Consider the following 23,701-nt stretch of genomic DNA (forward strand, 5'->3'; position numbering starts at 1 on the left):
GAACAACCAACATGAGCCAGAATTCTGACACCATCGCCGCCATTGCCACGGCACCCGGCCAGGCCGGTGTTGGCATTGTCCGGGTATCCGGCCCGAAGGCTTCGGAGATTGCCGGACAGATGTTGGGTTTCCGCCCCAAACCACGCTATGCCCATTACGGCCCCTTCCTGGACAGCGACGGTGAACTGATCGATGAAGGAATAGGACTGTTTTTCCCCAATCCCCACTCCTTTACCGGAGAGGACGTGTTCGAGTTGCAGGGCCATGGTGGCACGGTGATCCTGGATCTCCTGCTCCGTGAAGTCTGTAGCCGGGGCGCAAGACTGGCGAGGCCCGGTGAATTCTCCGAGCGGGCGTTCCTGAACGACAAGCTGGATCTGGCCCAGGCCGAGGCGATTGCCGATCTGATCGAGAGCAGTTCGGAACAGGCCGCCCGCTGTGCCGTGCGTTCCATGCAGGGGGTGTTTTCCCGGCAGATTGAGGACCTGGTGGAGGCGGTAACCCACCTGAGGATCTACGCTGAGGCGGCCATCGATTTTCCGGAAGAGGAAATCGATTTTCTCGCCGATGGCAAGGTGGCCAGTGACCTTCAGGCCCTGCTTGACCGGCTTGAGCGGATTCTTGCCGACGCCCAGCAGGGCACCATTTTACGGGACGGCATGAAAGTAGTGATCGCCGGGCGGCCAAACGCGGGCAAATCCAGTCTGCTCAATGCCCTGGCCGGTCGCGAAGCGGCGATTGTAACGGCCATTGAAGGTACCACCCGGGATGTCCTCAGGGAACATATCCACATCGATGGCATGCCGCTGCACATCATTGATACCGCTGGCCTGAGGGATAGCCCGGATGAAGTGGAACAGATCGGGATCGCCCGGGCGTGGGATGAGATCCGTCAGGCCGATCGCATCCTGCTGATGGTGGATGCGACCACCACCGATAAAACCGAGCCCCATGAAATCTGGCCGGATTTTATCGACCGGTTGCCAGCGAACGCTCCGGTTACGGTCATCCGCAACAAGGTGGATCTTTCCGGTGAAGGGGTTGGTATCAGCGCGGAGCCTCACCAGAGTGCTCCGGTCATCCGTCTGGCAGCGAAATCTGCCGGAGGGCTGGAGATTCTCCGGGACCATCTCAAGCAATGCATGGGGTTTGCCAGTACCACCGAAGGCGGATTCCTGGCCCGCCGCCGGCATCTGGATGCCCTTGAGAGAGCTCTGGAACTGCTGGTTCAGGGCCAGAGTCAACTCGAGGGCTTCGGTGCCGGTGAATTGCTGGCCGAAGACCTGCGCGCTGCCCAGGATGCCTTGGGCGAGATTACCGGGCATCTGACACCCGATGAATTGCTCGGCAAGATCTTCAGCAGTTTCTGTATTGGCAAATAGTTTCGGTTCTACCCATGATGTTTAGCATGCAGGCAATAACTGCGGAGATTTTTCACCATGCGTATAACGGCAACTCATCTCGCACAGTGGTCAGACAAGCGTGAAGCCCAAGGAACGCTTCCTGTATTTGTGAGAAGGTTGATCTCGGCAACAGCTCGCACCACGGCGCTTGCCATGCCGGGCGGCGACTCGGTGAACCTACCAGGCTGGGATGGCGTTATAGAAACGGTGGAGGGAAATCCTTGAAGCCTGGCTGGAAACTTCTCCTGCAACCGCTTTGTGGTTGGGCATTCAGTTGGGTATCGCCGGTCACGGCATAGAGGCTGTAGAGAATCACTGGGCGCACTGGAGCAACCAATCCAAACCGGCCGTAACAGCCTCTAAGTTGTTTGCCGGGCGAGAGGAATCCAGGGGTTCACTCAAGAACAGCATTCAGCAGCGCGAACCTTTGATTTCCATTATGGCAGACAGCCAGTCCGAAGCTGTTGCCTTTGTATGCGCACTATTGATTGAAGAAGGCTATTCTCCACGCGCCGCCTGCGTGACCTCAGAAGAGGGCTGGCAGTTTGTGGATGCCAACCCTGGCATTGACTTGGTGGTCATCACCGATAACCGACTTGGCAACCGTCGTTCTCCCCGTGAAGGAATCAGCCTATACAATTCACGAGGTGTTACTTCTCGCATGCCATACGATGGCGGGAAGCAGGAACGCAAGGTTTCAGACGAATTCAGGCGTTTTTCTACCCATTGGAAAGACTCGAAACCCAACCTTGCGGCAATGATCGAAGACCTTGCGAAATCTTACGAGCTAGACGCCCGAAGACAGGATGAAGACGGCTTATGGGCTCAAGAGTGGTGACGATGTATGGATGCTCGCTATCCCAGCACAAACTGGGCTTCTAGCTGATTCAAGAGCTGGAAAGTGGTGATATAGGGTACACCGAAGACGTCGCAGATATTTGGAATTTTGACCTTGGTACTGTTTTGGGGAACTGGTATTTCGTGAGTAACGACAGTACCACCGACAACAGCCGCAGTTGCTATCAGCCAAGGATCAGCCTTGCTGAGGAACTCCGCTACAAATTCTTGCTTTTTTCCTTCCAGCTCAGCTACATGCTGAGCTACTTCTGCGAACTTTTTCTGGATATCGTCGTCTGAAACCGGGATGAACTGGTCCTTCCTATCCTTTACCCAATCCGAAAGCTCGTCATCTCCATCAGACAATTCGTCATAGACTGTGCGGATGCTCGCCAGCGCTGACATCGCGTACTGTTGGTCGAGCCACGCCCAGTAAGCCGGACAGAATGACATTTGGTAGTGGAGATTCTTTGCCTGGATATAGGTGTTGGCGTCCAGCAAATACATCAGATCCCTAATTCTTTGGCATAGTTGGTTATTTTGTGGGGTTTCATATTCAGTAAGCTACCCGCATCCCGAAGAAGAACGCGCCCACTGAGAGCTTCACTGACCAGAGCCTTAGAGAAGGTTTCGCTGATCTGCCCTCGTTGAGTTCTGTAGAACGTAGGGCCACCTTGAGTTCGTTCACGGTTCCGGTAACGTTCCTGAAGATCGTCGACGTAATTCCGGTACTCATCCCGGGAGATTTTCCCGAGTGTCAGTGCCCGCCTTGCGATTACCCATGTGCTGACGCGGAAATGAGCTTCCAATACTGGAAGGTTTTCTTTCCAATCTTCCGCATCTTGCCAGTGGGTATCAAATTCCGCCTCAGGAACCAAAAATTCCGCCGCTACAGCGTTACAGAAAATCTCTTCTCTTTGGTGAGTATCGGGACTTGCGTCAGAAACCCCGCTTTTGCCAAGCCAGATATGCACCAATTCATGGATCAAGGTGAACAATCGTGCGGCCGGGGCGTCGGCTTGGTTGACGAAAATCACCGGTGCCAGAGGATCGGAAATCGCAAAGCCGCGAAATTCTTGAACAGACAGCGGGCGAGAGTGATGACGGATGAATCCCTGCCGCATGACCAGGATGCCCGCCTCTTCGATCTTGCGGATGAGTAGGCGCCAGTAATCTTCCCAGTTACCTCGCTCGGGATGAGCTGGTATGCCGAGCACCTGCCGCATGTTCTGAACCACATCCAGGATATTGGAACGAGCAGTGAACCGACCAACATATGGGTTGCGCTCCACACCTTGGTCTCGGAGATACTCCGCGTACCATTCCTGCCGTCGCAGAACGATCTGGGCCATTTCGATAAGCTCGGAAGAAGGTCGGTTAGGATGATGCCCCCCGACCGTTCGAAGATCTGGTAGCGGTAACGTCTCTTCCGGCGGCTGCTTCAGATAAAGATAGCCAAACGGAATATGGGTTTTGGCGGCAAAGTCTTGAGCCTGCTTGAAGGTCGGTGGTTTCTCCGCTCGCTCCCAGGCGTCAAGTTTATCGTTTGGCACCCCCAGTTTGGATGCCAGAGCAGACACACTAAGCTGTGCCCGCTCCCGGGCCCAGGTTAGGATATCTGCATTGATTCTGGCGTAGGTGGTGGCCATGACTGCTGCTCGGAACAAAATTTATCAGGGCGTAGTGTAAGCTTAGACGGTTTAGGAGCCAACTGATGCCCTTGGCCGTGCGTGCGTCGAACTATCGGCAAGTGAAACGCGAAAAGGCGCAAAATTTACGATTTTCTGCACATTCCCCGAGCGAACCCCGGAAAGCTATTATATGATTGATAACGAAGGGTAGTAGCCACCTAGTGTAATCAGTGTCTGCTGTCCCAGCACGTCCTGCTCCACTTGAGCACGCAATGCCAGAATCTCCCGGAACAGATCACGCCCACGAGTGGCGGTTTCCGACACCCCATTCAGGAAAAACCGCAGCATTATTATTGGTTCGTACCTGCATCAGCGCATCGTAGTAACTGGCGCGGTTGCGCTCAAAAAAGTCCGACAGGTACAGCGATGGCTTATTCAGCAAGCCATGACTTACCAGGTAAAGTGGAATCAGCAAGCGCCCGATACGGCCATTACCATCAAGAAACGGGTGAATGGTCTCAAACTGGTAGTGGCTCAAGCCAATACGGATCGGTTGGGGCACCTGAATCTGATCGTTATGCCAGAACAATTCCAGATCGCCCATCATTGCCACCACACCTTCATAATGGGGTGGGATGAAACTGGCATCGGCTAGGCTGGAACCACCAATCCAGTTCTGGCTGCTCCGAAACTCCCCGGGCAATTTGTGTTCGCCATGCACCCCTTGCAGCAACAGTTCATGAGTATGTTTCAGCAGACGATTGGAAAGGGGGGGGGTACTGGCAAGTTGGGTAATCGCAGAGTTGACGGCCTCGATGTAATTACGCACCTCTTGCCAGTCATCACGTTTTCCGGAGAAATCTGCTCTGCTGGCAGGAGGACTTCATCAATGGCGGTCTGCGTGCAGTTTGGCCATTCCGAGCAGCAAACCCGGCTACTGTAGATTTTGAGAAGAACAGGGAAAACACGTCAGCCCGAGATGTTCTTCAGGCCTGCTTCAGCGGCAGCACGTGAGGCTTCACGCGCTGAACTTTTTGTTGAGCGATCACTCAATAACCGATAGAGTACTGGACAGGTAAAAACCAACAGCAATTGTCCAGGAGTCGAAAGCGATGAGTCCCAGGATTGATTATTACTTCACCAGCATTTCACCGTTCACCTACCTTGGACATCAGGCATTCCTTGAGACCGCCGGGCAGGCGGGGGCTGAGGTCAACTTCAAGCCAGTAAAACTGGCAGAGGTGTTTGCCAACTCCGGCGCGAAACCCGTCCCTGAACGCCCGGCATGCCGTCAGGCGTACCGCCTGCTTGAGATTGAACGATGGGCCAGGAAACGCGGTTTGGCCGTCAACCTCAAACCTGCGCATTTTCCGACAGACCCCGGCTTGGCAGATCGTTGTGTTATTGCACTGCAGCAGGCCGGCCACAATCCTGGCGAGTTTGTGCAGCGGGTGCTGGCAGCCTGTTGGGCCGAGGAGAAAAACATTGCGGATGAAGCGGTGATTCGTGACATTCTGAACGCCCTTGAACTGGACGCCGACGGGTTGATCCAGGCCGCCCAGTCAACGAATATTACGGACCAGTACGACCGCAACAGCGAGGATGCCGTCCGGCAGGGCGTTCTCGGTGCTCCTGCCTATGTGTTGAATGGCGAGCAGTTCTGGGGTCAGGATCGGGTGGAGTTGTTGGCCGAGACTCTGGAATTAATGCCTGGAGCTGAATGATGATCGATCTCTATTATTGGCCGACGCCCAATGGCCACAAGATCACCATTTTTCTGGAGGAGACCGGCCTGGATTACCGGATTCATCCGGTGGATATCAGCGCTGGAGACCAGTTCAAGCCGGAGTTTCTTGCCTTCTCACCCAACAATCGCATGCCGGCCATCATCGACCACGACCCCGGCGATGGTGATGGACCGATCACAGTGTTCGAATCCGGCGCCATCCTCCTCTACCTGGCGGAAAAAACCGGGCGGCTCCTGCCTGTTGATCTGCGCGGGAGAAAAACGGTCATGGAATGGCTGATGTGGCAGATGGGAGGGCTGGGGCCGATGGCGGGGCAAAACCATCACTTCGCGCAGTACGCACCGGAACAGATCCCTTACGCGATCAATCGTTACGTCAATGAAACCAACCGCCTGTACGGTGTACTCGATCGCCGCCTGAGTGGTCGGGACTGGGTTGCCGGCGATTACTCCATTGCCGATATCGCCATCTATCCCTGGATCGTCCCTCATGAGCGGCAAAAGCAAACCCTGACTGACTTCCCCCACCTCGAGCGCTGGTTCCGCTCGATGCAAGAGCGTCCGGCGGTGATTGCTGCCTATGAAAAAGGCGCGCCTTGGTCTGGTCGCCCGACGGTCACCGACGAAGGAAAAAAACTGCTGTTTGGCCAAACAGCAGGTGGCGACAAACAGGATGGCGCCGATTCGTGACGCGTTCGACCAAAGCTTACAAAGCAATCATTAGGCACTGGCGCCTATGGAGCCTGTACCAAAAAAAGGAAGCCAGCCGACTTCCCTCGTCTGGAGAGCTTATCCGGTAAAGGCCAGATCCTCGGCATCCAGTTGCATCAGGTTCTTGCTGGGGCTGAGCATGCTGGCCCCGTGGCTCTGGGCCCGGGGCAACAACCGCTGGAAATAGAACTCGGCGGTGGCCAGCTTGGCCTGGTAGAACCCGGCCGATTCCTCGCCGCCGCTATCGAGCCTAGCCACAGCCACGGCGGCCTGGCGTAGCCAGATATAGGCCATGGTGACGTAACCGCTGTACATCAGGAAATCGTAGGCGGCGGAGCCGACCACATCCCGGTCCTTGCGGGCGGCCAGCATGATCCGCACGGTCAGCAGATTCCATTGGCCAGTCAGCTTGAGCAGCTCCAGGGCATAGGGCCGCAGCCGTTTATCGGTCAGGTGCTTGCGGGCAAAGTTGGCAATGTTCAGGGTGAATTCACGCACCGCGCCGCCCCGGGTCATGAGCAAGACCTTGCGGCCAAGCAGGTCCAGGGCCTGGATGCCGGTGGTGCCTTCGTACAGGGTGGCAATGCGGGTATCCCGGACAATCTGCTCCATGCCATGTTCACGGATATAGCCATGGCCGCCGAACACCTGCACGCCCAGGTTAGCCGCCTCGTAACCGAGTTCGGTCAGAAAACCCTTGAGGATCGGGGTGAGGAAACCGAGTTTGTCGTCGTACTTCTCCGCCTTTTTGTGATCCCCATCGGTAAAGCCCTCCACCATATGATCCGCCAGACGGGCGGCGTAGTAGAGCATCGCCCGTCCGCCCTCGGCAATGGCCTTCTGGGTGAGCAGCATCCGGCGTACATCGGCGTGGTGGATCAGGCGGTCGGCTACCTGGTCCGGTTCCTTCTTGCCCGAGAGCGCGCGCATGGAGCGGCGCTCCTTCGCGTAGGCCAGGGCCCACTGATAGGACAGCTCCGCGGGCCCGACACCCTGAATCGCGGTGCCGATGCGGGCGGTGTTCATGAAGGTGAACATGCAGTTCAGGCCTTCGTTCTCCGGCCCAATCAGAAAGCCGGTAGCCTCGTCGAAATTCATCACGCAGGTGGCGGAGGCCTTTATGCCCATTTTCTTTTCCAGGCTGCCGCACACCACAGAATTGCGTTTGCCTGGGCCACCCTCGTTGTCTGGCAGGAACTTGGGAACGATAAACAGGCTGATACCCCGTGTTCCTTTCGGCGCGTCCGGCAGTCGGGCCAGCACGATATGAACAATATTCCCGGTCAGGTCGTGGTCGCCGGAAGAGATGAATATCTTGGTGCCGGTGAGCCGGTAGCTGCCATCGGCCTGGGGTTCGGCTTTGGTTTTCACCTGTCCGAGATCGGTGCCGCACTGGGGCTCGGTCAGGCACATGGTGCCGCCCCAGCGTCCTTCCGTCAGTGGCGGCAAGTAGGTCTGTTTCTGGTCGTCCGAGCCGTGCAGGAAAATCGTGTTCATGGCGCCCAGGGACAAACCGGGATACATGGAAAACGGCCAGTTGGCGGTGCCCATCATTTCCTGTTTCAGCAGGCCCATGGAAGCGGGCAGACCCTGGCCGCCAAATTCCTCCGGGGCCGAGAGCCCCTGCCAGCCAGCCATGGCGTATTGCTGATAGGCTTCCCGGTAGCCTGCCGGTGTGGTTACCTGACCATTCTCAAGCTTGCAGCCTTCTTCATCTCCCGAGAGATACAGGGGGCTCAGTACCTGCTCGCAGAATTTTCCACACTCAGAGAGTATGGCTTCCACGATGTCCGGCGTGGCGCTTTCACCGCTGGCCAGAGTTGCGTAATGGCGCGGGTAGTCGAACACTTCGTTCAGCAGAAACTTCATGTCGCGCAGGGGCGCCTTGTAAACCGGCATGGCGGAATCCTCTGTATCTGTCCCGGAATCAGTCTGGGGCGACAACCGCCCGTTTCTGTTGTTGTACGCCATTCCCCAGGCACTGCCATTGACGAAAACCACTGACAGGAATGTCAGAACGGACAATTGGCCGAACTGACGGAACCGGCATCGGTGGTTTCAGGGAATGGTCGTTACCGACCGGGCCGGCGTATCTCTCAGCACCCATGCCATCCCAAAAACCGATCAGGGAGTGTAAAAGTCATGCAAAGCCTGCTAACTGTGATTTCGAAGTGCCTACCGGCACCTATACTCTGGATAGTAGCTTCAGCTCTGCTGCTGAGCGGCTGCGCCGGTCCATCGCTCGATGATTACGCGGACAGGACCCCTGAACTGGTACCTGAAGCCTTCTTCACCGGCGAACTTTCGGCCCGTGGCGTGGTCAGGAACTTTTCCGGGGAGGTCATTCGCACCTTTGATGCGGACATTACCGCTACCTGGGATGACGACGGGGTGGGAACCCTGGGTGAAGTGGTGCTTGTTATCCGGTAAATGTGATAACGAATAACTGATAAACCGTAACCGGGAAGAGCCTGGAAATTCTATGTGGAAACAGTGGTTGATTGCGTTGGTGATGGTGGCTTTAGCTGTCGGCGGCGCCGTTATCTACCAGAAGCTGGACGAGGGCACCCTAGCTCAGGACGGTGGTGAGCGTCCGGCCAGTGCGGTCAATACGATCCTGCCACGGCTGCAAACGGTTCAGGATGTGGTGAGGGCTGTTGGCAGCCTGAAGGCCCTGAACGCGGTGGAACTCACTACCGAACTCAGCGGCAGGGTCGTGGCCCTGAATCTTGGGACAGGTCGCCGGGTAGAGCAGGGCGAGGTGTTGTTGCGCCTGGATGATCGCCAGGCCAGGGCCGATCTGCAGGTGATCGAAGCCCAGCTGGCGGATGCCCGCCGGCAATATGAGCGGGCGCAGCGGTTGCGCTCCAACAACAGTATTTCCCAGTCCCAGGTGGATGCACTGAGGACAGCGGTGGATGTGGCCGAGGCCCAGCGTCAGTCGGCACGGGTCCGTCTGGAAAATCACCGTATTGAAGCGCCGTTTACCGGCGTGGTCGGCCTGAGTGATATCAGCGTAGGCGCCTATATTACCTCCGGAACTACGGTAACCTCCCTGGACACCACGGATCGGATGGAGCTCGGCTTTTCGATTCCCGAACGCTTTCTCGGCCAGGTAAGTCTCGGGCAACAGGTAAAGGGCACGTCCCCAGCCTATCCGGACCGACCATTTTCCGGACAACTGGTTGAACTTGGGTCGCGGGTCAGTGAGCTGAGCCGGTCGTTGCCGGTACGCGCGCTGATTGATAACCCGGACGGGCTGCTCAGGCCGGGTCAGTTCATGTCGGCCACGCTCACCCTTCGGGAACGGCAGGCCCTGGTGATTCCGGAGCAGGCGGTGATGGTCCGGGGTGATGAACAGTATGTTTTTGTCGCGGAAGACGGGGTGGCCCGGCGGGTCTCTGTTATTTTGGGTTCCCGTATGCCGGGCCTGGTCGAGATTGCCAGTGGGCTTGGGGAAGACGATCCGGTCATTGTCACCGGCCAGGACCGCCTCAGCAGCGGTGACCGGATTCGGGTATTGGAGGATGACAAGGCCATTCCCGATAACCGTTTTGTTACCGCCAGGGAGTCATAATTCGTGATTCTCTCAGACCTTTCCATCAAGCGACCGGTTTTTGCCACCGTACTCAGCCTGCTGATTGTGGTGTTCGGACTGGCGGCATTGCTGGGTCTGCCGGTGCGAGAGTACCCGGATATCGACCCGCCCGTGGTGTCCATATCCACCGATTACACCGGCGCGGCGGCGGAGGTGGTGGATACCCAGATCACTCAGGTGATTGAAGGTGCGATCAGTGGTATTGAAGGCATCCGTTCCATTGAATCTTCAACCGAGCAGGGCGAGTCCCGGACCAGTATCGAGTTTTCCACCTCCCGGGATGTGGATATCGCCGCCAACGATGTGCGCGATGCGGTATCACGGGTTGCCAACCAGCTACCGGACGAAGCGGATCCCCCGGTGGTGCAAAAGGCAGATTCCGACGCCCGGCCGATGATGTGGGTCACCCTGCGCAGTGATGTCTGGGACAGCGCCGAGCTGAGTGATTTTGCCGACCGCGTGCTGGCAGACCGGTTGTCGGTTCTTGACGGCGTCGCCGATGTCCGCATTGGCGGTGAACGCCGGTATGCCATCCGGGTCTGGCTTGACCGGGAGCGGCTGGCTGCCCGTGAAATCACCGTGGCGGAGGTGGAGCGGGCGTTGCGAGCCAATAACGTTGAGCTGCCAGCCGGTTCGGTGGATTCCTCCACCCGCAATTTCACGGTTCGGGCCGAGGGGCGTCTGTCGAATGTTGAGGAGTTCCGGGAACTGGTGATTCGCCGGGATGGCAACGATCTGCTGCGCCTGGGTGAGGTGGCGAACGTGCAGATGGGCGTTGAGTCCGATGTCAGTCGCTTGCGTGCCAACGGCCAGACCGCCATCGGGATGGGCGTTATCCGGCAGTCCAAGGCCAATACCGTAGCGGTATCCGATGCCGTTCGGGCCGAGCTTGAGAAGATCCGGGAAATCCTGCCGCCGGAAGTGACCATTGCCGAAAGCTACGACGAATCCATCTTTATCCGGGCCTCCATAAAGGAGGTGGTCACCACCCTGGCGATCGCTGTATCTCTGGTGATCCTTGTGATTTTCCTGTTCCTGCGTTCCTGGCGGGCCACCCTGATTCCGGCGGTGACCATTCCGGTCGCGGTTATTGGTGCTTTTATTGGTCTGGGCTTTCTCGGATTCTCCATCAACGTTCTTACCCTGCTGGCAGTGATTCTTGCCATTGGCCTGGTGGTGGACGATGCCATCGTGATGCTGGAGAACATCCAGCGCCGGATTGATGAGGGGGAGCCGCCTCTGCTCGCCGCGTACCGGGGCGCAAAACAGGTCGCTTTTGCGGTCATTGCCACCACACTGACGCTTGTGGCGGTGTTTGTTCCCATCTCGTTCATGGGGGGCAACATCGGCCGGTTGTTCGCCGAATTCGGTTTTACCCTGGCGGCGGCGGTGGTTTTCTCCAGTCTGGTGGCACTGACCCTGGCACCGATGCTGTGCTCCAGGTGGCTCAGGCACAGCCCGGAATCGGCCGAGGGGCACCGTCTTTGGGCCGCCAGTGAAAAAGTCCTGAACGGGCTTACCAACGGTTATAGAAGGCTGCTGCAGTTTTCCCTGAACCAGCCCGGACTGCTGCTGGGGATTGGCATGGTCGGACTGGTGATTGCGGTGGTGGTTTTTCCGAAGCTGCCCCAGGAACTGGCACCCACGGAAGACCGTGGCGTGATTATCATGCCCACCAGCGCCCCGAGGGGGGCGACGGTCGAGTACACTGATCACTATGTCCGCCAGGTAGAGCAGCAGCTTCTTCCCTATCTGGACGAGGGCATCGCCAATCGGCTGCTGGCTATCGTCGGGTTTCGGGACGAAGAAGACGCTGCGTTCCTGATTATGGGCCTGGTGCCCTGGGAGCAGCGGGACATCAAGCAGCAAGAGGTCGCCAGTGAAATAAGAAAGAAGCTGGCTGACGTTTCAGGTATCCGGACTGTGGCGGTAAACCCGCCGGGTCTGGGTCAGCGAGGATTCAGCCAGCCGGTTGAGTTCGTGATTGCCGGCCCGGACTACGAATCGGTCCAGGCCTGGAGTGACGAGATTGTCGAGCGGGCCAGAGAAAACCCGAATCTTCAGAACCTCGACACGGATTTTGAACTTACCCGGCCGGAACTGAGGGTCTCCATTGACCGCGAACGGGCCGCCGATCTGGACATCACCATTGAGGATGTGGGGCTGACACTCCAGACCATGTTGGCGTCCCGACAAGTCACCACTTACCTCAACCGTGGCCGTGAGTACGATGTCATCATCCAGGCAGAGGATGCCAACCGTGCGACGCCGGAAGACCTCGGGCAAATCTTTTTGCGGCCCCGTGAGGGTGGCAACCTGATCCCGCTGCAGGCGCTGGTTTCGGTGCAAGAGATTGGTGCCAATCCGGACCTGCGCCGTATTGACAGGCTTCCGGCGGTAGTTATCAGTGCCTCTCTGGCTGACGGCTACGATCTCGGCTCTGCCCTCACGTATCTGAACAACCTGGCTGTGGATAACCTACCTCCGGAAGCGCGGGTCAGTTACAGGGGCCTGAGTCGGGAATTCCAGGAGTCCTCCGCCGCGATTTATGTCACCTTCGCTCTTGCGTTTGTCATCGTTTTCCTGGTGCTGGCGGCGCAGTTTGAAAGCTGGATTCATCCGCTGATCATCATGCTCTCGGTGCCCCTGGCGGTCACCGGTGCCCTGCTGGCGTTGTGGTGGACGGGGATCAGTCTCAACATCTACAGCCAGATCGGAATCATCATGTTGCTGGGGCTGATGGCCAAGAACGGCATATTGATTGTGGAATTTGCCAACCAGCTCCGGGACAGGGGCTACGAGGTGAGGGATGCGATTCTTGAGGGTGCCTGCCTGCGGTTCCGTCCGGTGCTGATGACTACCATCTCAACCGTGTTCGGTGCGATTCCCCTGGTGATTGCCACCGGTGCCGGGGCCGAGAGCCGGGCGGCCATCGGGATGGTGATTCTCGGTGGCCTGACCTTCGCCACCACACTGACCCTGTTCATCATTCCGGTGCTGTACAACTTGCTGGCCCGGTTTGCCCAGTCCTCCAACGCCGTGGAAAAGGAACTGGAACGCCAGGCCGCAGGCCGGGCCGGTGGCACCGGGCTGGCAGCAGCACCCCGGAACCGTGCTGACGATTTCTGAGGGCGCCGGCCTTGCAAGCTGCACCAAAACAGGATTCTTCATGGCAACACACAGTCAGTTCCGTTTGCTCGGTCAGCGCCGGTTTCTGCCGTTCTACCTGACCCAGTTCTCCGGTGCCTTCAACGACAACCTGTACAAGAACGCCCTGTTGCTGCTGATTACCTACAGCGCCGGCGACCTGATGGGCCTGTCGGTGAATGTCGTGGTCAATCTCGCGGCCTTCCTGTTCATACTGCCGTTCTTCCTGTTCTCCGGTATCGCCGGGGAAATGGCGGATCGCTATGAAAAAGCCCGGATCATCCGGAATGTGAAACTGGCGGAAATTGTGATCATGTCGGTTGCGGCACTCGGGCTCTGGTTTGGATGGTACGAACTGCTGCTGGTCCTGCTGTTCCTGATGGGCGCCCAGTCCACGTTTTTCGGCCCGGTAAAATACGCCATCCTGCCCCAGGTACTGGCAGACGACGAACTGGTGGGTGGCAACGGTCTGGTGGGCATGGGCACCTTCGTGGCGATCCTGCTGGGCACCATTGCCGCGGGCCTGCTGATGGGTTTTGAGACTGCCGCCAGGCTGACGGCGATTGCCGTGGTGGTGATGGCGGTGTTGGGGTACCTGGCGGCGCGCCAGGTTCCGGCAACCGGGCCCGACGTTTCCGGCATTACGGTTCGCTTCCGGCCGGTGCTGGAAACCCGGAATCTGATGATCGTGGCGGCGGAGCGACGTCAGGTTCTGCTGGCGGTACTGGCGATTTCCTGGTTCTGGTTTCTTGGCGCCGCCTACCTGACCCAGTTTCCCAACTTTGCCCGCACCAGTCTGCTGGGCGATGAAACGGTGGTGACGCTGCTGCTGGCCATGTTCACTATCGGTATCGCCATCGGTTCCATGCTGTGCGAACGGCTCACCAAACACCGGATTACCCTGGCCCCCGTGCCCTGGGGCGCCCTTGGCCTGAGTCTGCTGGGGATTGATCTGTTCTTCGCGGTGCCGGACGATCCGGTTGCCTCCACCTGGTGGACCCTGGTGACCGACCCGGTTTACCTGAGAGTCCTGCTGGATCTGGCCGGCATCGGGGTATGCGGCGGTCTGTTCATCGTGCCCCTGTATGCCTTTATCCAGCATGAAACCCCGCGAACCAAACGCGCCCGGATCATCGCTGCACTGAATGTGATCAACGCCCTGTTCATGGTGGTGAGTGCCCTGGCCGGGATTGTAGTCCTTGGCCTGCTTGAAGTGAGCATTCCGGGCTTTTTCCTGTTGTTGTCAGTGCTGAACGGGGTGGTTCTGGTGGTGGTATGGCAGCTGCGGCGCAAAACCGCGGCTCATTCTGTGGATAATTAGTTGGACAACCTACGGACAAACTCTGGATTACCTGTATGTATATTAATTAAAACAATAGGTTAAGGTGTTATTTTGGGTGGTTGACAAGTAGCCTTGCATGTGGATAACTTTCTTGAAAACTTTTCTGAGAAGAGCAATCCAAGCCTATGAAAAGCCGGAAATTTCGGTTTTCCACTACCCACTGAATCGTGAAAAAAGCGGTTTCCGGCCCCCTGTGACAACCAGCCGGCTTTCAATGGCGATTTTATCTGGTTAAAATTTGCACATTCCGACTGCATTTTCCCAGGTGAGGCGTTATACTCGCCGCCCTGTTTTTATACCTTTTTTTCAGCCCGATTTCCGAGGTGAACTGTGGATTTTCCGACCCGTTTCGATGTCATTGTCATTGGTGGTGGCCATGCCGGTACCGAAGCCGCGCTGGCGGCTGCACGCATGGGTTGCCAAACCCTGCTGCTGACCCACAACATTGAGACCCTGGGCCAGATGTCCTGCAACCCGGCCATCGGTGGTATCGGCAAGAGCCATCTGGTGAAGGAAATCGACGCGCTGGGCGGCGCCATGGCAGAAGCCACGGACCAGGCTGGCATTCAGTTCCGGGTGCTGAACAGCCGCAAGGGACCGGCGGTCCGTGCCACCCGCGCCCAGGCGGACCGGGTACTGTACAAGGCGGCCATCCGCCATACCCTGGAGAGCCAGCCGAACCTGACCCTGTTCCAGCAGGCGGCGGACGACCTGATTGTGGAAAACGATCAGGTGACCGGTGTCGTCACTCAGACGGGCATCCGATTTAACGCGAAGACAGTGGTCTTGACCACAGGGACCTTCCTCGGCGGGGTTATCCACATCGGTATGCAACACCATGCCGGCGGCCGTGCCGGCGATGCCCCGGCTAACGCCCTGGCCAAACGCCTGCGGGAACTGCCGTTCAATGTCGGCCGCCTGAAAACCGGCACACCGCCGCGGATTGATGCCCGGTCTGTGGATTTCTCGGTGATGCAGGAGCAGTGGGGTGATGACCCGGCTCCGGTGATGTCGTTTATCGGCAGCCGCAGTCAGCATCCGGAACAGGTCTGCTGTTACGTCACCCGCACGACTGAAGAAACCCACGACATCATTCGCAGCGGTTTTGACCGTTCGCCGATGTTTGCCGGCAGCATTGAAGGTGTGGGCCCTCGCTACTGCCCCTCCATCGAGGACAAGGTGAACCGCTTTGCCGACAAGGATTCGCATCAGATTTTTGTGGAACCGGAAGGGCTGACCACCAACGAGCTGTACCCGAATGGCATTTCCACCAGCCTGCCGTTTGATATCCAGCTGGCGGCGGTGCGTTCGATTCCGGGGTTCGAGAAGGCCCACATAACCCGGCCGGGTTATGCCATCGAATACGATTACCTGAACCCCCAGGACCTGCGACACACCCTGGAAACCAAGTTCATCCAGGGTCTGTATTTCGCCGGCCAGATCAACGGCACCACCGGCTATGAAGAAGCCGGTGCCCAGGGTCTGCTGGCGGGGATCAACGCCGCCCTGCGGTCCCAGGACAAAGACGAGTGGTACCCGCGCCGGGATGAAGCCTATCTGGGCGTGCTGGTGGATGACCTGATCACCATGGGCACCTCCGAGCCCTACCGCATGTTCACCAGCCGTGCCGAGTACCGGCTGATCCTGCGGGAAGACAACGCCGATCTGCGCCTGACCGAAACCGGCCGCAAGCTGGGCCTGGTGAACGATGAACGCTGGCAGAAATTCAATGGCAAGCGTGAGGCCATTGCCACCGAGCGCAGCCGTCTCGAAGCCACCCGGATTCATCCGAACACCGAAGCCGGTGCGCGGGCCAACGGCTTTCTCAAGCAGCCGATGACCCGGGATCAGTCCCTGGCGGAGCTGCTGCGTCGCCCGGAAATCGTTTACAGCCACATTGCCGAGATTGGTGCTGAGCAGGCAGAAGACCCGGTGGTGGCGGATCAGGTGGAAATCGAGATCAAGTACGAAGGCTATATCTCCCGCCAGACCGATGAGATCGAGCGTTTACGCCGGAACGAAAACACCGCCCTGCCGGTGGATCTGAACTATGACGTGATTGGCGGCTTGTCCAACGAGATCAGGCAGAAACTCCAGACCGTTCGTCCGGAAACCGTGGCCCAGGCCTCCCGCATCCAGGGCGTGACCCCGGCGGCGGTGAGCCAGATCCTGGTGCATCTGAAAAAGCGCGACCTGCTGCGCAAGCAGTCCGCCTGATCCGTGGCCATGACCAACACGCTCTGGCAGGGTCAGCTCCGGGACGGGCTGGCGGCAATGGATCTCTCCCTGAACGACGGCCAACAGCAACAGCTGCTGGCCTTTCTTGGCCTGCTCAACAAATGGAACCGGGCCTACAACCTCACTGCGGTTCGTGATGAGCGGGAAATGGTGTCCCGGCAGCTGCTGGACAGCCTGAGCATCCTGCCCTGGGTTACCACGGATCATCTGCTGGACGTGGGTGCCGGCGGCGGCCTGCCCGGAATTCCCCTGGCCATCGCCCTGCCCGCAAAGCGGTTTACCCTGCTGGACAGCAACGGCAAGAAAACCCGGTTCCTTAATCAGTGTGTGCTGGAGCTGGGCCTGGATAACGTCGAGGTGATTCACGGCCGGGCGGAAGATTGTAGCCCTGACGAACCGTTTACCCGGATCAGCAGCCGCGCCTTCACCGCGCTGGAGAATCTGGTGAACTGGTGCGGCGATTTGCTGGCAAATGAGGGTGAGTTCCTTGCCATGAAAGGTCAGTTTCCGGATGATGAAGTGGCGGCCCTTCCGGCTGGCTGGCAGGTAAGATCCAGCCATTCCCTGGATGTCCCCGGCGCCGACGGCGAACGCCATCTGTTGGTGATCGCCCGGGCAGAGAATTGGCGATAGTTCGGCAGTCGAGTTTCTGAACCGGTAACCCATAAACAAGGAGGCAAGACATGGCGCGCGTGATTGCAGTGACCAATCAGAAAGGCGGTGTGGGCAAAACCACCACCTGCGTCAACCTTGCCGCCTCCCTGGCCGCCACCAAACGCCGGGTGTTGCTGGTGGATATGGATCCCCAGGGCAATGCCACCATGGGCAGCGGTGTGGATAAGAACGCCCTGGAACGGTCCGGTTACGACATGCTGACCAAACGGGCCAGCGCCGCCGAAGTCATCATTCCTGCAGAAGCTTCCGGCTTCGATATCCTGCCGGCCAACGGCGATCTCACTGCTGCCGAAGTGGAACTGATGAACGAAATCGGCCGAGAGCACCGTCTGCGCCTTGCCCTCAATACCGTTCGCGACAACTACGATTACATCCTGATCGATTGCCCGCCCTCGCTCAGTCTGCTGACGGTGAATGCCCTGTCCGCTGCGGATGCGGTACTGATTCCGATGCAGTGTGAGTACTACGCGCTGGAAGGCCTGGCCGCGCTGATGAACACCGTCGACCAGATCCAGGAGACCGTGAACCCGAATCTCGAGGTGGAGGGTATCCTTCGGACCATGTACGATCCGCGGAACAGCCTGACCCTGGATGTGTCCGGCCAGCTCAGCGAGTACTTCGGCGACAAGGTCTACCGTGCGGTGATTCCCCGCAATGTCCGCCTTGCCGAGGCGCCAAGCTACGGCATGCCGGCGCTGAAATACGACCGGGCCTCCAAGGGTGCCATCGCCTATCTGGCCCTGGCCGGCGAGATGGTACGCCGCCATGGCTCGAAAAAGACATCCGCGCCGGTTGCGGTGTAACATACCGCCCTGTCACTCACTGAAGCACAACGATTTTCAACGGGAAGAATGACTGACACCATGGCGGCTAAGAAACGAGGATTGGGTGAACGCGGACTGGGCGCCCTGCTGGCGGGCTCCAGGGTCAATCTGGACCAGGAGCTGAAAGACCACGACGGTGAGCTCCGCGAAGTCCCGGTCGACCTGATCCAGCGTGGCCGCTTCCAGCCCCGGCGCGATATGGATCCGGCCGCCCTGCAGGAACTGGCCGATTCCATTCGTCAGCAAGGGGTGATGCAGCCGGTGGTGGTTCGCCCCATCGCCGAAGGCCGCTATGAACTGATTGCCGGAGAGCGTCGCTGGCGTGCCACCCAGATGGCCGGTCTGGACAGCATCCCCGCCATCGTCCGGTATGTTCCGGACGAAGCCGCCATCGCCATGGCGCTGATCGAGAACATCCAGCGCGAAAACCTCAATCCCATTGAAGAAGCCTTTGCCCTGCAGCGTTTGCAGGACGAGTTCGGCCTGACCCAGGCCCAGGTTGCCGAAGCCGTCGGCAAATCCCGGACCACCATTACCAACCTGCTGCGCCTGATCGGGCTCTCCGAAGATGTCCGTATCATGCTGGAGCATGGCGATCTGGAGATGGGCCACGGCCGGGCGATGCTGACCCTGGCGCCGGAATTGCAGATGCAGGTGGCGAAACAGGTGGTGGCGAAATCCCTGTCCGTTCGCCAGACCGAGGCCCTGGTGCGCCGGGTCCAGCAGGAAACGCCGGACAGTAAATCCCGGAAAAAAGGCGCGCTGGATCCCAACATTCGGGCGTTGCAGGATGATCTGGCCGAACGGCTTGGAGCCCGAGTGTCCATTGACCATGGCCAGCGTGGCAAAGGCAAGCTGGTGATCGAATACAGTTCCCTGGACGAACTCGACGGCATTCTGGGCCACATCAAATAAAATCGTTGGGCTTTTGTGGGTCTTCCGACCCCCCTACGAAAGTTCGTATCTGGTTATGTACACAACATGTAGTGGTGAAAAACTGAACGGCCGTCTATTTGTGACGAAAATTGCCAAAACCCAGTTATTACGCCACTTCTGACGGGCCAGCTGGCACCGGGTTTTGTTGATTCGTGCACATTGAACACATATAATCTGCGGCGCTCGTATCGGTGTATTTGCTTACTTTTTAAACTGCACCGGGCGAAAAGCACCGTACTTTCGGGACAAACATGACGAAGGCAGCTTCGGGGGGTATCGGCCGCCCGCCCATCGCACGATGGTTTGTAATAGAAAGTGTGATACTTGCCGTCGTCAGCCTGGCGTTTCTCTTGCGAGGCCAGGTGGCCGGTTATTCTGCGCTGCTGGGCGGACTTATCTTTCTGATCCCCCATGGTTATTTTGCGTTCAAGGCATTCCGCTACGCCGGCGCGCGGTCTGCCAGAAAGATCATGAGCTCTTTTTACCAGGGTGAGGCCGGCAAGCTCATCCTGTGCGCCATCCTTTTCACGATGGTGTTCAAATGGATTCAGCCGCTCGACGTAGCGGCACTTTTTCTAACATTTGCGATCATGCTGGTCACCAACTGGTTGACACCGCTTCTGGCGGGCAGCAATACGCAGCAAAGCTAACTGGACCTGGGAAACCGTTATGGCAGGAAATGCATCCGAATATATCCAGCATCACCTCCAGAACCTGACGTATGGCAAGCTGCCTGCGGGTTATGAACGTGCCGACGGCACGGTACTGCAGGAAGCGCAGTGGACTATGGCCCACAATGCGGCTGAAGCATCCGATATGGGGTTCATGGCACTGCACGTCGATTCCCTCGGCTGGTCCGTCGCCCTGGGTGCGATTTTCCTGTTCATTTTCCGTCTGGCGGCCAAACGCGCCACATCCGGTCAGCCCGGTGGGCTGCAGAACTTCGTTGAAGTCATGATCGAGTTTGTCGATAACAGTGTTAAGGAAACCTTCCACGGCAAGAACAAGGTCATCGCGCCGCTGGCACTGACCATTTTTTGCTGGGTGTTCCTGATGAACCTCATGGATCTGGTGCCGGTGGATTTCCTGCCCCAGCTGTTCCACCTGATGGGTCTGGAATACATGAAGGTGGTTCCGACCACAGACGTGAACGTGACTCTGGGCATGTCCCTGTCCGTATTCGCGCTGATCATCTACTACAGCCTGAAGGTGAAGGGCGTGGGTGGCTTCCTCGGTGAGCTGACCCTCCACCCCTTCTCTTCCGACAACCTGTTCCTGAAGATCCTGCTGGTGCCGGTAAACTTCCTGCTCGAGGGCGTGAGCCTGATCGCCAAGCCGATCTCACTGGCTCTGCGTCTGTTCGGTAACCTGTATGCCGGCGAGCTGATCTTTATCCTGATTGCACTGCTGCCGCTCTGGGCGCAGTGGACACTGTCTGTACCCTGGGCGATCTTCCACATTCTGGTTATCACCCTGCAGGCATTCATCTTTATGATGTTGACGATCGTGTACCTGAGCATGGCTCATGAGGACAGTCACTGATCGGACACCATTAAGCCGTAGTTCTAAACCCTAAACCCTAAACCCTTAAACTGAAAAACCTAACTGAAAACTGGGAGTTATCATGGAAACTGTAGTTGGAATGACCGCTATTGCCGTTGCACTGCTGATTGGCCTGGGTGCCCTGGGTACTGCGATTGGCTTTGGTATCCTCGGTGGCAAGTTCCTGGAAGGCGCTGCGCGCCAGCCGGAAATGACCCCGATGCTGCAGGTTAAAATGTTCATCGTTGCAGGTCTGCTGGACGCCGTAACCATGATCGGTGTTGGTATCGCTCTGTTCTTCACTTTCGCCAACCCGTTTGTCGGCCAGATCGCCGGTTAATCGAGTCGCCAGCCGGGGGCTACACTCCGGTCAGATGATTCTTAACAAAACAGGCGAGAGGTGAAGACGTGAACATTAATTTGACGATGATTGGTCAAGCCATCGCGTTCTTTATCTTTGTCGTCTTCTGCATGAAATATGTGTGGCCGCCTATCATGGCCGCACTGCAGGAGCGTCAAAAGAAGATCGCTGACGGACTGGCTGCCTCAGACCGCGCTTCGCGCGATCTGGAACTGGCTCAGGAAAAGTCAGCTCAGGAACTGCGTGAAGCCAAGCAGCAAGCTGCTGGTCTGATTGAACAGGCCAACAAGCGTGCGGCCCAGATTGTGGAAGCCTCCAAGGATGACGCCCGCAAGGAAGGCCAGAAGTTGGTTGAGCAGGCCAAGGCCGAAATTGAGCAGGAGCGGAATCAGGCCCGTGACGCGCTGCGTGCAGAAGTTGCCGCTATTGCTGTCGCCGGTGCTGAGAAGATCCTGGAAACCTCTGTCGATGCCTCCAAGCACAACGAGATGTTGGACAAACTGGCGGCAGAACTTTAAACGACGAGGTTCATCATGGCAGAACTGAGAACGCTGGCCCGTCCATACGCAAAGGCAGCATTTTCTGCCGCTCAGGAGCATAAGCAGCTGGCTGAGTGGTCACAGGTGCTGACGGTTGCCGGACAGGTCACCGCGAACAAAGACATTCGACAGCTTCTCGCGAATCCGGGTCTCGAAGAGCAGAAGAAGGCGGAGTTGATTCTGGAGGTCGCCGAAGAAGGCGTCACCGAACAGGTCCGGAACTTTTTCGCTGTACTGGCTGAAAACCGCCGGCTGACTCTTCTTCCTGAGATTGCAGCGCTCTTCAACATGTACCGGGCTGATCTGGAGCGCACTGTTGATATCGAAGTTACCGCGGCTTTCGAGCTGACGGACGAACAGCAACAGAAGCTCGCCCAGGCACTCTCGAAGAAACTCGAGCGGCAAGTGTCACTCGCAGCGTCACTGGACAAGTCTCTGATTGGCGGCGTGATTATTCGCACCGGTGATCTGGTCATTGACGCTTCTGTACGCGGAAAGCTGACCAAGCTGGCCGACGCTCTGGGCTCCTGATTTCAGCACAAGGTTTGAGGATATTGGCATGCAGCAACTGAATCCATCCGAGATCAGTGACATCATCAAGAAGAGAATCGAGAAACTCGACATCTCTTCCGAAGCAAAGAACGAAGGTACGATCCTGTCGGTTTCCGACGGTATCGTGCTGATCCACGGTCTTGCCGACGTTATGTACGGTGAGATGATTGAATTTGCCAACGGCACCTTCGGTATGGCTCTGAACCTGGAGCGTGATTCCGTTGGTGCGGTTGTGCTGGGCGACTACGAAGATCTGGCCGAAGGCCAGAAAGTTCGTTGCACCGGCCGCATCCTGGAAGTACCGGTTGGTCCGGAACTGATGGGCCGCGTTGTCGACTCTCTGGGTAACCCGATTGACGGCAAGGGCGACCTCGGTACCGACCTGACCTCTCCGGTTGAAAAGGTGGCACCGGGCGTTATCGCACGTCAGTCCGTTGACGAGCCGGTCCAGACCGGTCTGAAAGCAATCGACACCATGGTGCCGATCGGCCGCGGCCAGCGTGAGCTGATCATCGGTGACCGCCAGATCGGTAAGACCGCGGTGGCCATCGACGCGATCATCAACCAGAAAGACACCGGCATCAAGTGTATCTACGTTGCCGTTGGCCAGAAGCAGTCTTCCATCGCCGCGGTTGTGCGCAAGCTGGAAGAGCACGGTGCCATGGACCACACCATCGTGGTTGCCGCCGGCGCCGCGGATCCTGCAGCGATGCAGTTCCTGGCTCCGTACTCCGGTACGTCCATGGGTGAATACTTCCGTGACCGTGGCGAAGACGCCCTGATCATCTATGATGATCTGTCCAAGCAGGCCGTGGCTTATCGCCAGATTTCCCTGCTGCTGCGTCGTCCGCCAGGCCGTGAAGCCTACCCGGGTGACGTATTCTACCTGCACTCGCGTCTGCTGGAGCGTGCGTCCCGTGTTAACGCGGATTACGTTGAGCAACTGACCAACGGTGAAGTGAAAGGCAAAACCGGTTCCCTGACCGCTCTGCCGATCATCGAAACCCAGGCCGGTGACGTTTCCGCGTTCGTACCGACCAACGTAATCTCCATTACCGACGGCCAGATCTTCCTGGAAACCAACCTGTTCAACTCCGGTATCCGTCCGGCGATGAACGCCGGTATCTCCGTATCCCGGGTAGGTGGTTCCGCCCAGACCAAGATCATGAAGAAGCTTGGCGGTAACATCCGTCTGGCCCTGGCCCAGTACCGTGAACTGGCCGCTTTCGCCCAGTTTGCTTCCGATCTTGACGAAGCAACACGGCAGCAGCTTGAGCACGGTCAGCGGGTAACGGAACTCATGAAACAGAACCAGTACAGCCCGATGTCCGTGGCTGAAATGGGTACGGTTCTGTTTGCAGCCAACGAAGGCTTCCTGGACGACGTTGATGTCGACAAGGTAGTGAAGTTTGAAGCGCAGATGCTCGACTGGATGCGCTCCGAGCAGAAAGACCTCCTCGACAAGATCAACGAGAAAGGCGATTACAACGACGAAATCGCTGCCGGCCTCAAAGCTGCACTTGAGAAATTCAAGACCACTCAGAGCTGGTAAGAAAACGGGCCTGCGGCGTGTGTCGCGGGCCGCTTTTCATAGCAACGAGTGTCTAACTTGAGAAGG

At 57.8% G+C, this 23,701-nt stretch carries 22 protein-coding genes; 18 read left to right on the forward strand and 4 right to left on the reverse strand.

Translation table 11 applies throughout. The annotated features are described in order from the left end of the window. Positions 1-11 precede the first annotated feature (11 nt). Together mnmE and NLK58_RS13170 are read left to right on the forward strand one after the other, a co-directional pair. Positions 12-1,382, forward strand: a complete 1,371-nt coding sequence (gene mnmE, locus NLK58_RS13165) for a tRNA uridine-5-carboxymethylaminomethyl(34) synthesis GTPase MnmE (RefSeq protein WP_341580944.1) — start codon at positions 12-14, stop codon at positions 1,380-1,382. A 277-nt stretch (positions 1,383-1,659) separates the two neighbouring features. Then, on the forward strand, positions 1,660-2,241 hold the full coding sequence (locus NLK58_RS13170) for a hypothetical protein (RefSeq protein WP_205422198.1): 582 nt from the start codon (positions 1,660-1,662) through the stop codon (positions 2,239-2,241). Positions 2,242-2,258: 17 nt separating this feature from the next. Here NLK58_RS13170 and NLK58_RS13175 read toward each other — a convergent pair whose 3' ends face one another. The 3 genes from NLK58_RS13175 to NLK58_RS13185 form a co-directional block, all read right to left on the reverse strand. Further along, entirely contained in the window at positions 2,259-2,747 is a 489-nt protein-coding gene (locus tag NLK58_RS13175) for a DUF4411 family protein (RefSeq protein WP_227539290.1), read from the reverse strand. Next, the gene (locus NLK58_RS13180) at positions 2,747-3,889 is read right to left on the reverse strand and encodes an XRE family transcriptional regulator (protein ID WP_117618947.1); all 1,143 of its coding nucleotides are present in this window, start codon (positions 3,887-3,889) and stop codon (positions 2,747-2,749) included. The genes NLK58_RS13175 and NLK58_RS13180 overlap by 1 nt, the downstream gene beginning before the upstream one ends. 277 nt (positions 3,890-4,166) lie before the next feature. Beyond that, complete coding sequence (locus tag NLK58_RS13185; RefSeq protein ID WP_341580945.1) at positions 4,167-4,700, reverse strand: Fic family protein; 534 nt, start codon at positions 4,698-4,700, stop codon at positions 4,167-4,169. Between the two features lie 283 nt (positions 4,701-4,983). Between NLK58_RS13185 and NLK58_RS13190 the strand changes: the two genes are divergently transcribed. Beyond that, positions 4,984-5,595, forward strand: a complete 612-nt coding sequence (locus NLK58_RS13190) for a 2-hydroxychromene-2-carboxylate isomerase (protein ID WP_117618948.1) — start codon at positions 4,984-4,986, stop codon at positions 5,593-5,595. Next, entirely contained in the window at positions 5,595-6,308 is a 714-nt protein-coding gene (locus tag NLK58_RS13195; RefSeq protein WP_341582805.1) for a glutathione S-transferase N-terminal domain-containing protein, read from the forward strand. Before NLK58_RS13190 ends, NLK58_RS13195 begins: the two co-directional genes overlap by 1 nt. A gap of 99 nt (positions 6,309-6,407) precedes the next feature. Here the strand turns inward: NLK58_RS13195 and NLK58_RS13200 are convergent, their stop codons facing one another. Then, positions 6,408-8,228 (reverse strand): acyl-CoA dehydrogenase C-terminal domain-containing protein, encoded by a 1,821-nt coding sequence (locus tag NLK58_RS13200; RefSeq protein WP_117618950.1) that lies wholly within the window; start codon positions 8,226-8,228, stop codon positions 6,408-6,410. A 243-nt stretch (positions 8,229-8,471) separates the two neighbouring features. Here NLK58_RS13200 and NLK58_RS13205 point away from each other — a divergent pair, with 243 nt between their 5' ends. The 14 genes from NLK58_RS13205 to atpA all read left to right on the forward strand — a co-directional run bounded on the left by NLK58_RS13205 (position 8,472) and on the right by atpA (position 23,635). Then, complete coding sequence (locus NLK58_RS13205) at positions 8,472-8,759, forward strand: DUF3833 family protein (protein ID WP_341580946.1); 288 nt, start codon at positions 8,472-8,474, stop codon at positions 8,757-8,759. Between the two features lie 52 nt (positions 8,760-8,811). Further along, positions 8,812-9,906 carry an efflux RND transporter periplasmic adaptor subunit gene (locus NLK58_RS13210; protein WP_341580947.1) on the forward strand — a complete coding sequence of 365 codons (1,095 nt, stop codon included), beginning with the start codon at positions 8,812-8,814 and terminating at the stop codon, positions 9,904-9,906. Between the two features lie 3 nt (positions 9,907-9,909). After that, positions 9,910-13,056 carry an efflux RND transporter permease subunit gene (locus tag NLK58_RS13215; RefSeq protein WP_117618952.1) on the forward strand — a complete coding sequence of 1,049 codons (3,147 nt, stop codon included), beginning with the start codon at positions 9,910-9,912 and terminating at the stop codon, positions 13,054-13,056. 40 nt (positions 13,057-13,096) lie between these two features. Beyond that, positions 13,097-14,395, forward strand: a complete 1,299-nt coding sequence (locus NLK58_RS13220) for an MFS transporter (protein ID WP_117620395.1) — start codon at positions 13,097-13,099, stop codon at positions 14,393-14,395. 351 nt (positions 14,396-14,746) lie between these two features. Then, positions 14,747-16,633 carry a tRNA uridine-5-carboxymethylaminomethyl(34) synthesis enzyme MnmG gene (gene mnmG, locus NLK58_RS13225; protein ID WP_341580948.1) on the forward strand — a complete coding sequence of 629 codons (1,887 nt, stop codon included), beginning with the start codon at positions 14,747-14,749 and terminating at the stop codon, positions 16,631-16,633. Positions 16,634-16,642: 9 nt separating this feature from the next. Next, positions 16,643-17,287, forward strand: coding sequence for a 16S rRNA (guanine(527)-N(7))-methyltransferase RsmG (gene rsmG, locus NLK58_RS13230; protein WP_341582806.1), 645 nt, complete (start codon positions 16,643-16,645; stop codon positions 17,285-17,287). A gap of 50 nt (positions 17,288-17,337) precedes the next feature. Then, positions 17,338-18,132: a ParA family protein gene (locus NLK58_RS13235; protein WP_117618955.1), complete on the forward strand. Its 795-nt coding sequence runs from the start codon at positions 17,338-17,340 to the stop codon at positions 18,130-18,132. A gap of 60 nt (positions 18,133-18,192) precedes the next feature. Continuing rightward, positions 18,193-19,068, forward strand: coding sequence for a ParB/RepB/Spo0J family partition protein (locus NLK58_RS13240; RefSeq protein ID WP_117620396.1), 876 nt, complete (start codon positions 18,193-18,195; stop codon positions 19,066-19,068). Positions 19,069-19,340: 272 nt separating this feature from the next. After that, a complete protein-coding gene (locus NLK58_RS13245; protein WP_117618956.1) occupies positions 19,341-19,739 on the forward strand; it encodes a F0F1 ATP synthase subunit I in 399 nt (132 codons plus the stop codon). 19 nt (positions 19,740-19,758) lie between these two features. After that, entirely contained in the window at positions 19,759-20,631 is an 873-nt protein-coding gene (atpB, locus tag NLK58_RS13250) for a F0F1 ATP synthase subunit A (RefSeq protein WP_117618957.1), read from the forward strand. 82 nt (positions 20,632-20,713) lie between these two features. Then, on the forward strand, positions 20,714-20,971 hold the full coding sequence (gene atpE / locus NLK58_RS13255; RefSeq protein ID WP_012138088.1) for a F0F1 ATP synthase subunit C: 258 nt from the start codon (positions 20,714-20,716) through the stop codon (positions 20,969-20,971). Between the two features lie 68 nt (positions 20,972-21,039). Next, positions 21,040-21,510, forward strand: coding sequence for a F0F1 ATP synthase subunit B (locus NLK58_RS13260; RefSeq protein ID WP_205422201.1), 471 nt, complete (start codon positions 21,040-21,042; stop codon positions 21,508-21,510). 15 nt (positions 21,511-21,525) lie between these two features. Further along, the gene (locus NLK58_RS13265) at positions 21,526-22,062 is read left to right on the forward strand and encodes a F0F1 ATP synthase subunit delta (protein WP_117618959.1); all 537 of its coding nucleotides are present in this window, start codon (positions 21,526-21,528) and stop codon (positions 22,060-22,062) included. A gap of 28 nt (positions 22,063-22,090) precedes the next feature. After that, the gene (gene atpA, locus NLK58_RS13270; protein ID WP_117618960.1) at positions 22,091-23,635 is read left to right on the forward strand and encodes a F0F1 ATP synthase subunit alpha; all 1,545 of its coding nucleotides are present in this window, start codon (positions 22,091-22,093) and stop codon (positions 23,633-23,635) included. Positions 23,636-23,701 lie beyond the last annotated feature (66 nt).

Origin of the sequence: Marinobacter metalliresistant (assembly GCF_038098645.1) — a bacterium.
GTDB lineage: Bacteria > Pseudomonadota > Gammaproteobacteria > Pseudomonadales > Oleiphilaceae > Marinobacter > Marinobacter metalliresistant.

Bases quoted from the DNA above. Each gene is read 5' to 3' on its own strand.
- mnmE (WP_341580944.1), top strand. From the start codon at position 12: ATGAGCCAGAATTCTGACACCATCGCCGCCATTGCCACGGCACCCGGC.
- NLK58_RS13175 (WP_227539290.1), bottom strand. From the start codon at position 2,747: ATGTATTTGCTGGACGCCAACACCTATATCCAGGCAAAGAATCTCCAC.
- NLK58_RS13180 (WP_117618947.1), bottom strand. From the start codon at position 3,889: ATGGCCACCACCTACGCCAGAATCAATGCAGATATCCTAACCTGGGCC.
- NLK58_RS13190 (WP_117618948.1), top strand. From the start codon at position 4,984: ATGAGTCCCAGGATTGATTATTACTTCACCAGCATTTCACCGTTCACC.
- NLK58_RS13195 (WP_341582805.1), top strand. From the start codon at position 5,595: ATGATCGATCTCTATTATTGGCCGACGCCCAATGGCCACAAGATCACC.
- NLK58_RS13200 (WP_117618950.1), bottom strand. From the start codon at position 8,228: ATGCCGGTTTACAAGGCGCCCCTGCGCGACATGAAGTTTCTGCTGAAC.
- NLK58_RS13205 (WP_341580946.1), top strand. From the start codon at position 8,472: ATGCAAAGCCTGCTAACTGTGATTTCGAAGTGCCTACCGGCACCTATA.
- NLK58_RS13210 (WP_341580947.1), top strand. From the start codon at position 8,812: ATGTGGAAACAGTGGTTGATTGCGTTGGTGATGGTGGCTTTAGCTGTC.
- NLK58_RS13220 (WP_117620395.1), top strand. From the start codon at position 13,097: ATGGCAACACACAGTCAGTTCCGTTTGCTCGGTCAGCGCCGGTTTCTG.
- rsmG (WP_341582806.1), top strand. From the start codon at position 16,643: ATGACCAACACGCTCTGGCAGGGTCAGCTCCGGGACGGGCTGGCGGCA.
- NLK58_RS13235 (WP_117618955.1), top strand. From the start codon at position 17,338: ATGGCGCGCGTGATTGCAGTGACCAATCAGAAAGGCGGTGTGGGCAAA.
- NLK58_RS13240 (WP_117620396.1), top strand. From the start codon at position 18,193: ATGGCGGCTAAGAAACGAGGATTGGGTGAACGCGGACTGGGCGCCCTG.
- NLK58_RS13245 (WP_117618956.1), top strand. From the start codon at position 19,341: ATGACGAAGGCAGCTTCGGGGGGTATCGGCCGCCCGCCCATCGCACGA.
- atpB (WP_117618957.1), top strand. From the start codon at position 19,759: ATGGCAGGAAATGCATCCGAATATATCCAGCATCACCTCCAGAACCTG.
- atpE (WP_012138088.1), top strand. From the start codon at position 20,714: ATGGAAACTGTAGTTGGAATGACCGCTATTGCCGTTGCACTGCTGATT.
- NLK58_RS13265 (WP_117618959.1), top strand. From the start codon at position 21,526: ATGGCAGAACTGAGAACGCTGGCCCGTCCATACGCAAAGGCAGCATTT.
- atpA (WP_117618960.1), top strand. From the start codon at position 22,091: ATGCAGCAACTGAATCCATCCGAGATCAGTGACATCATCAAGAAGAGA.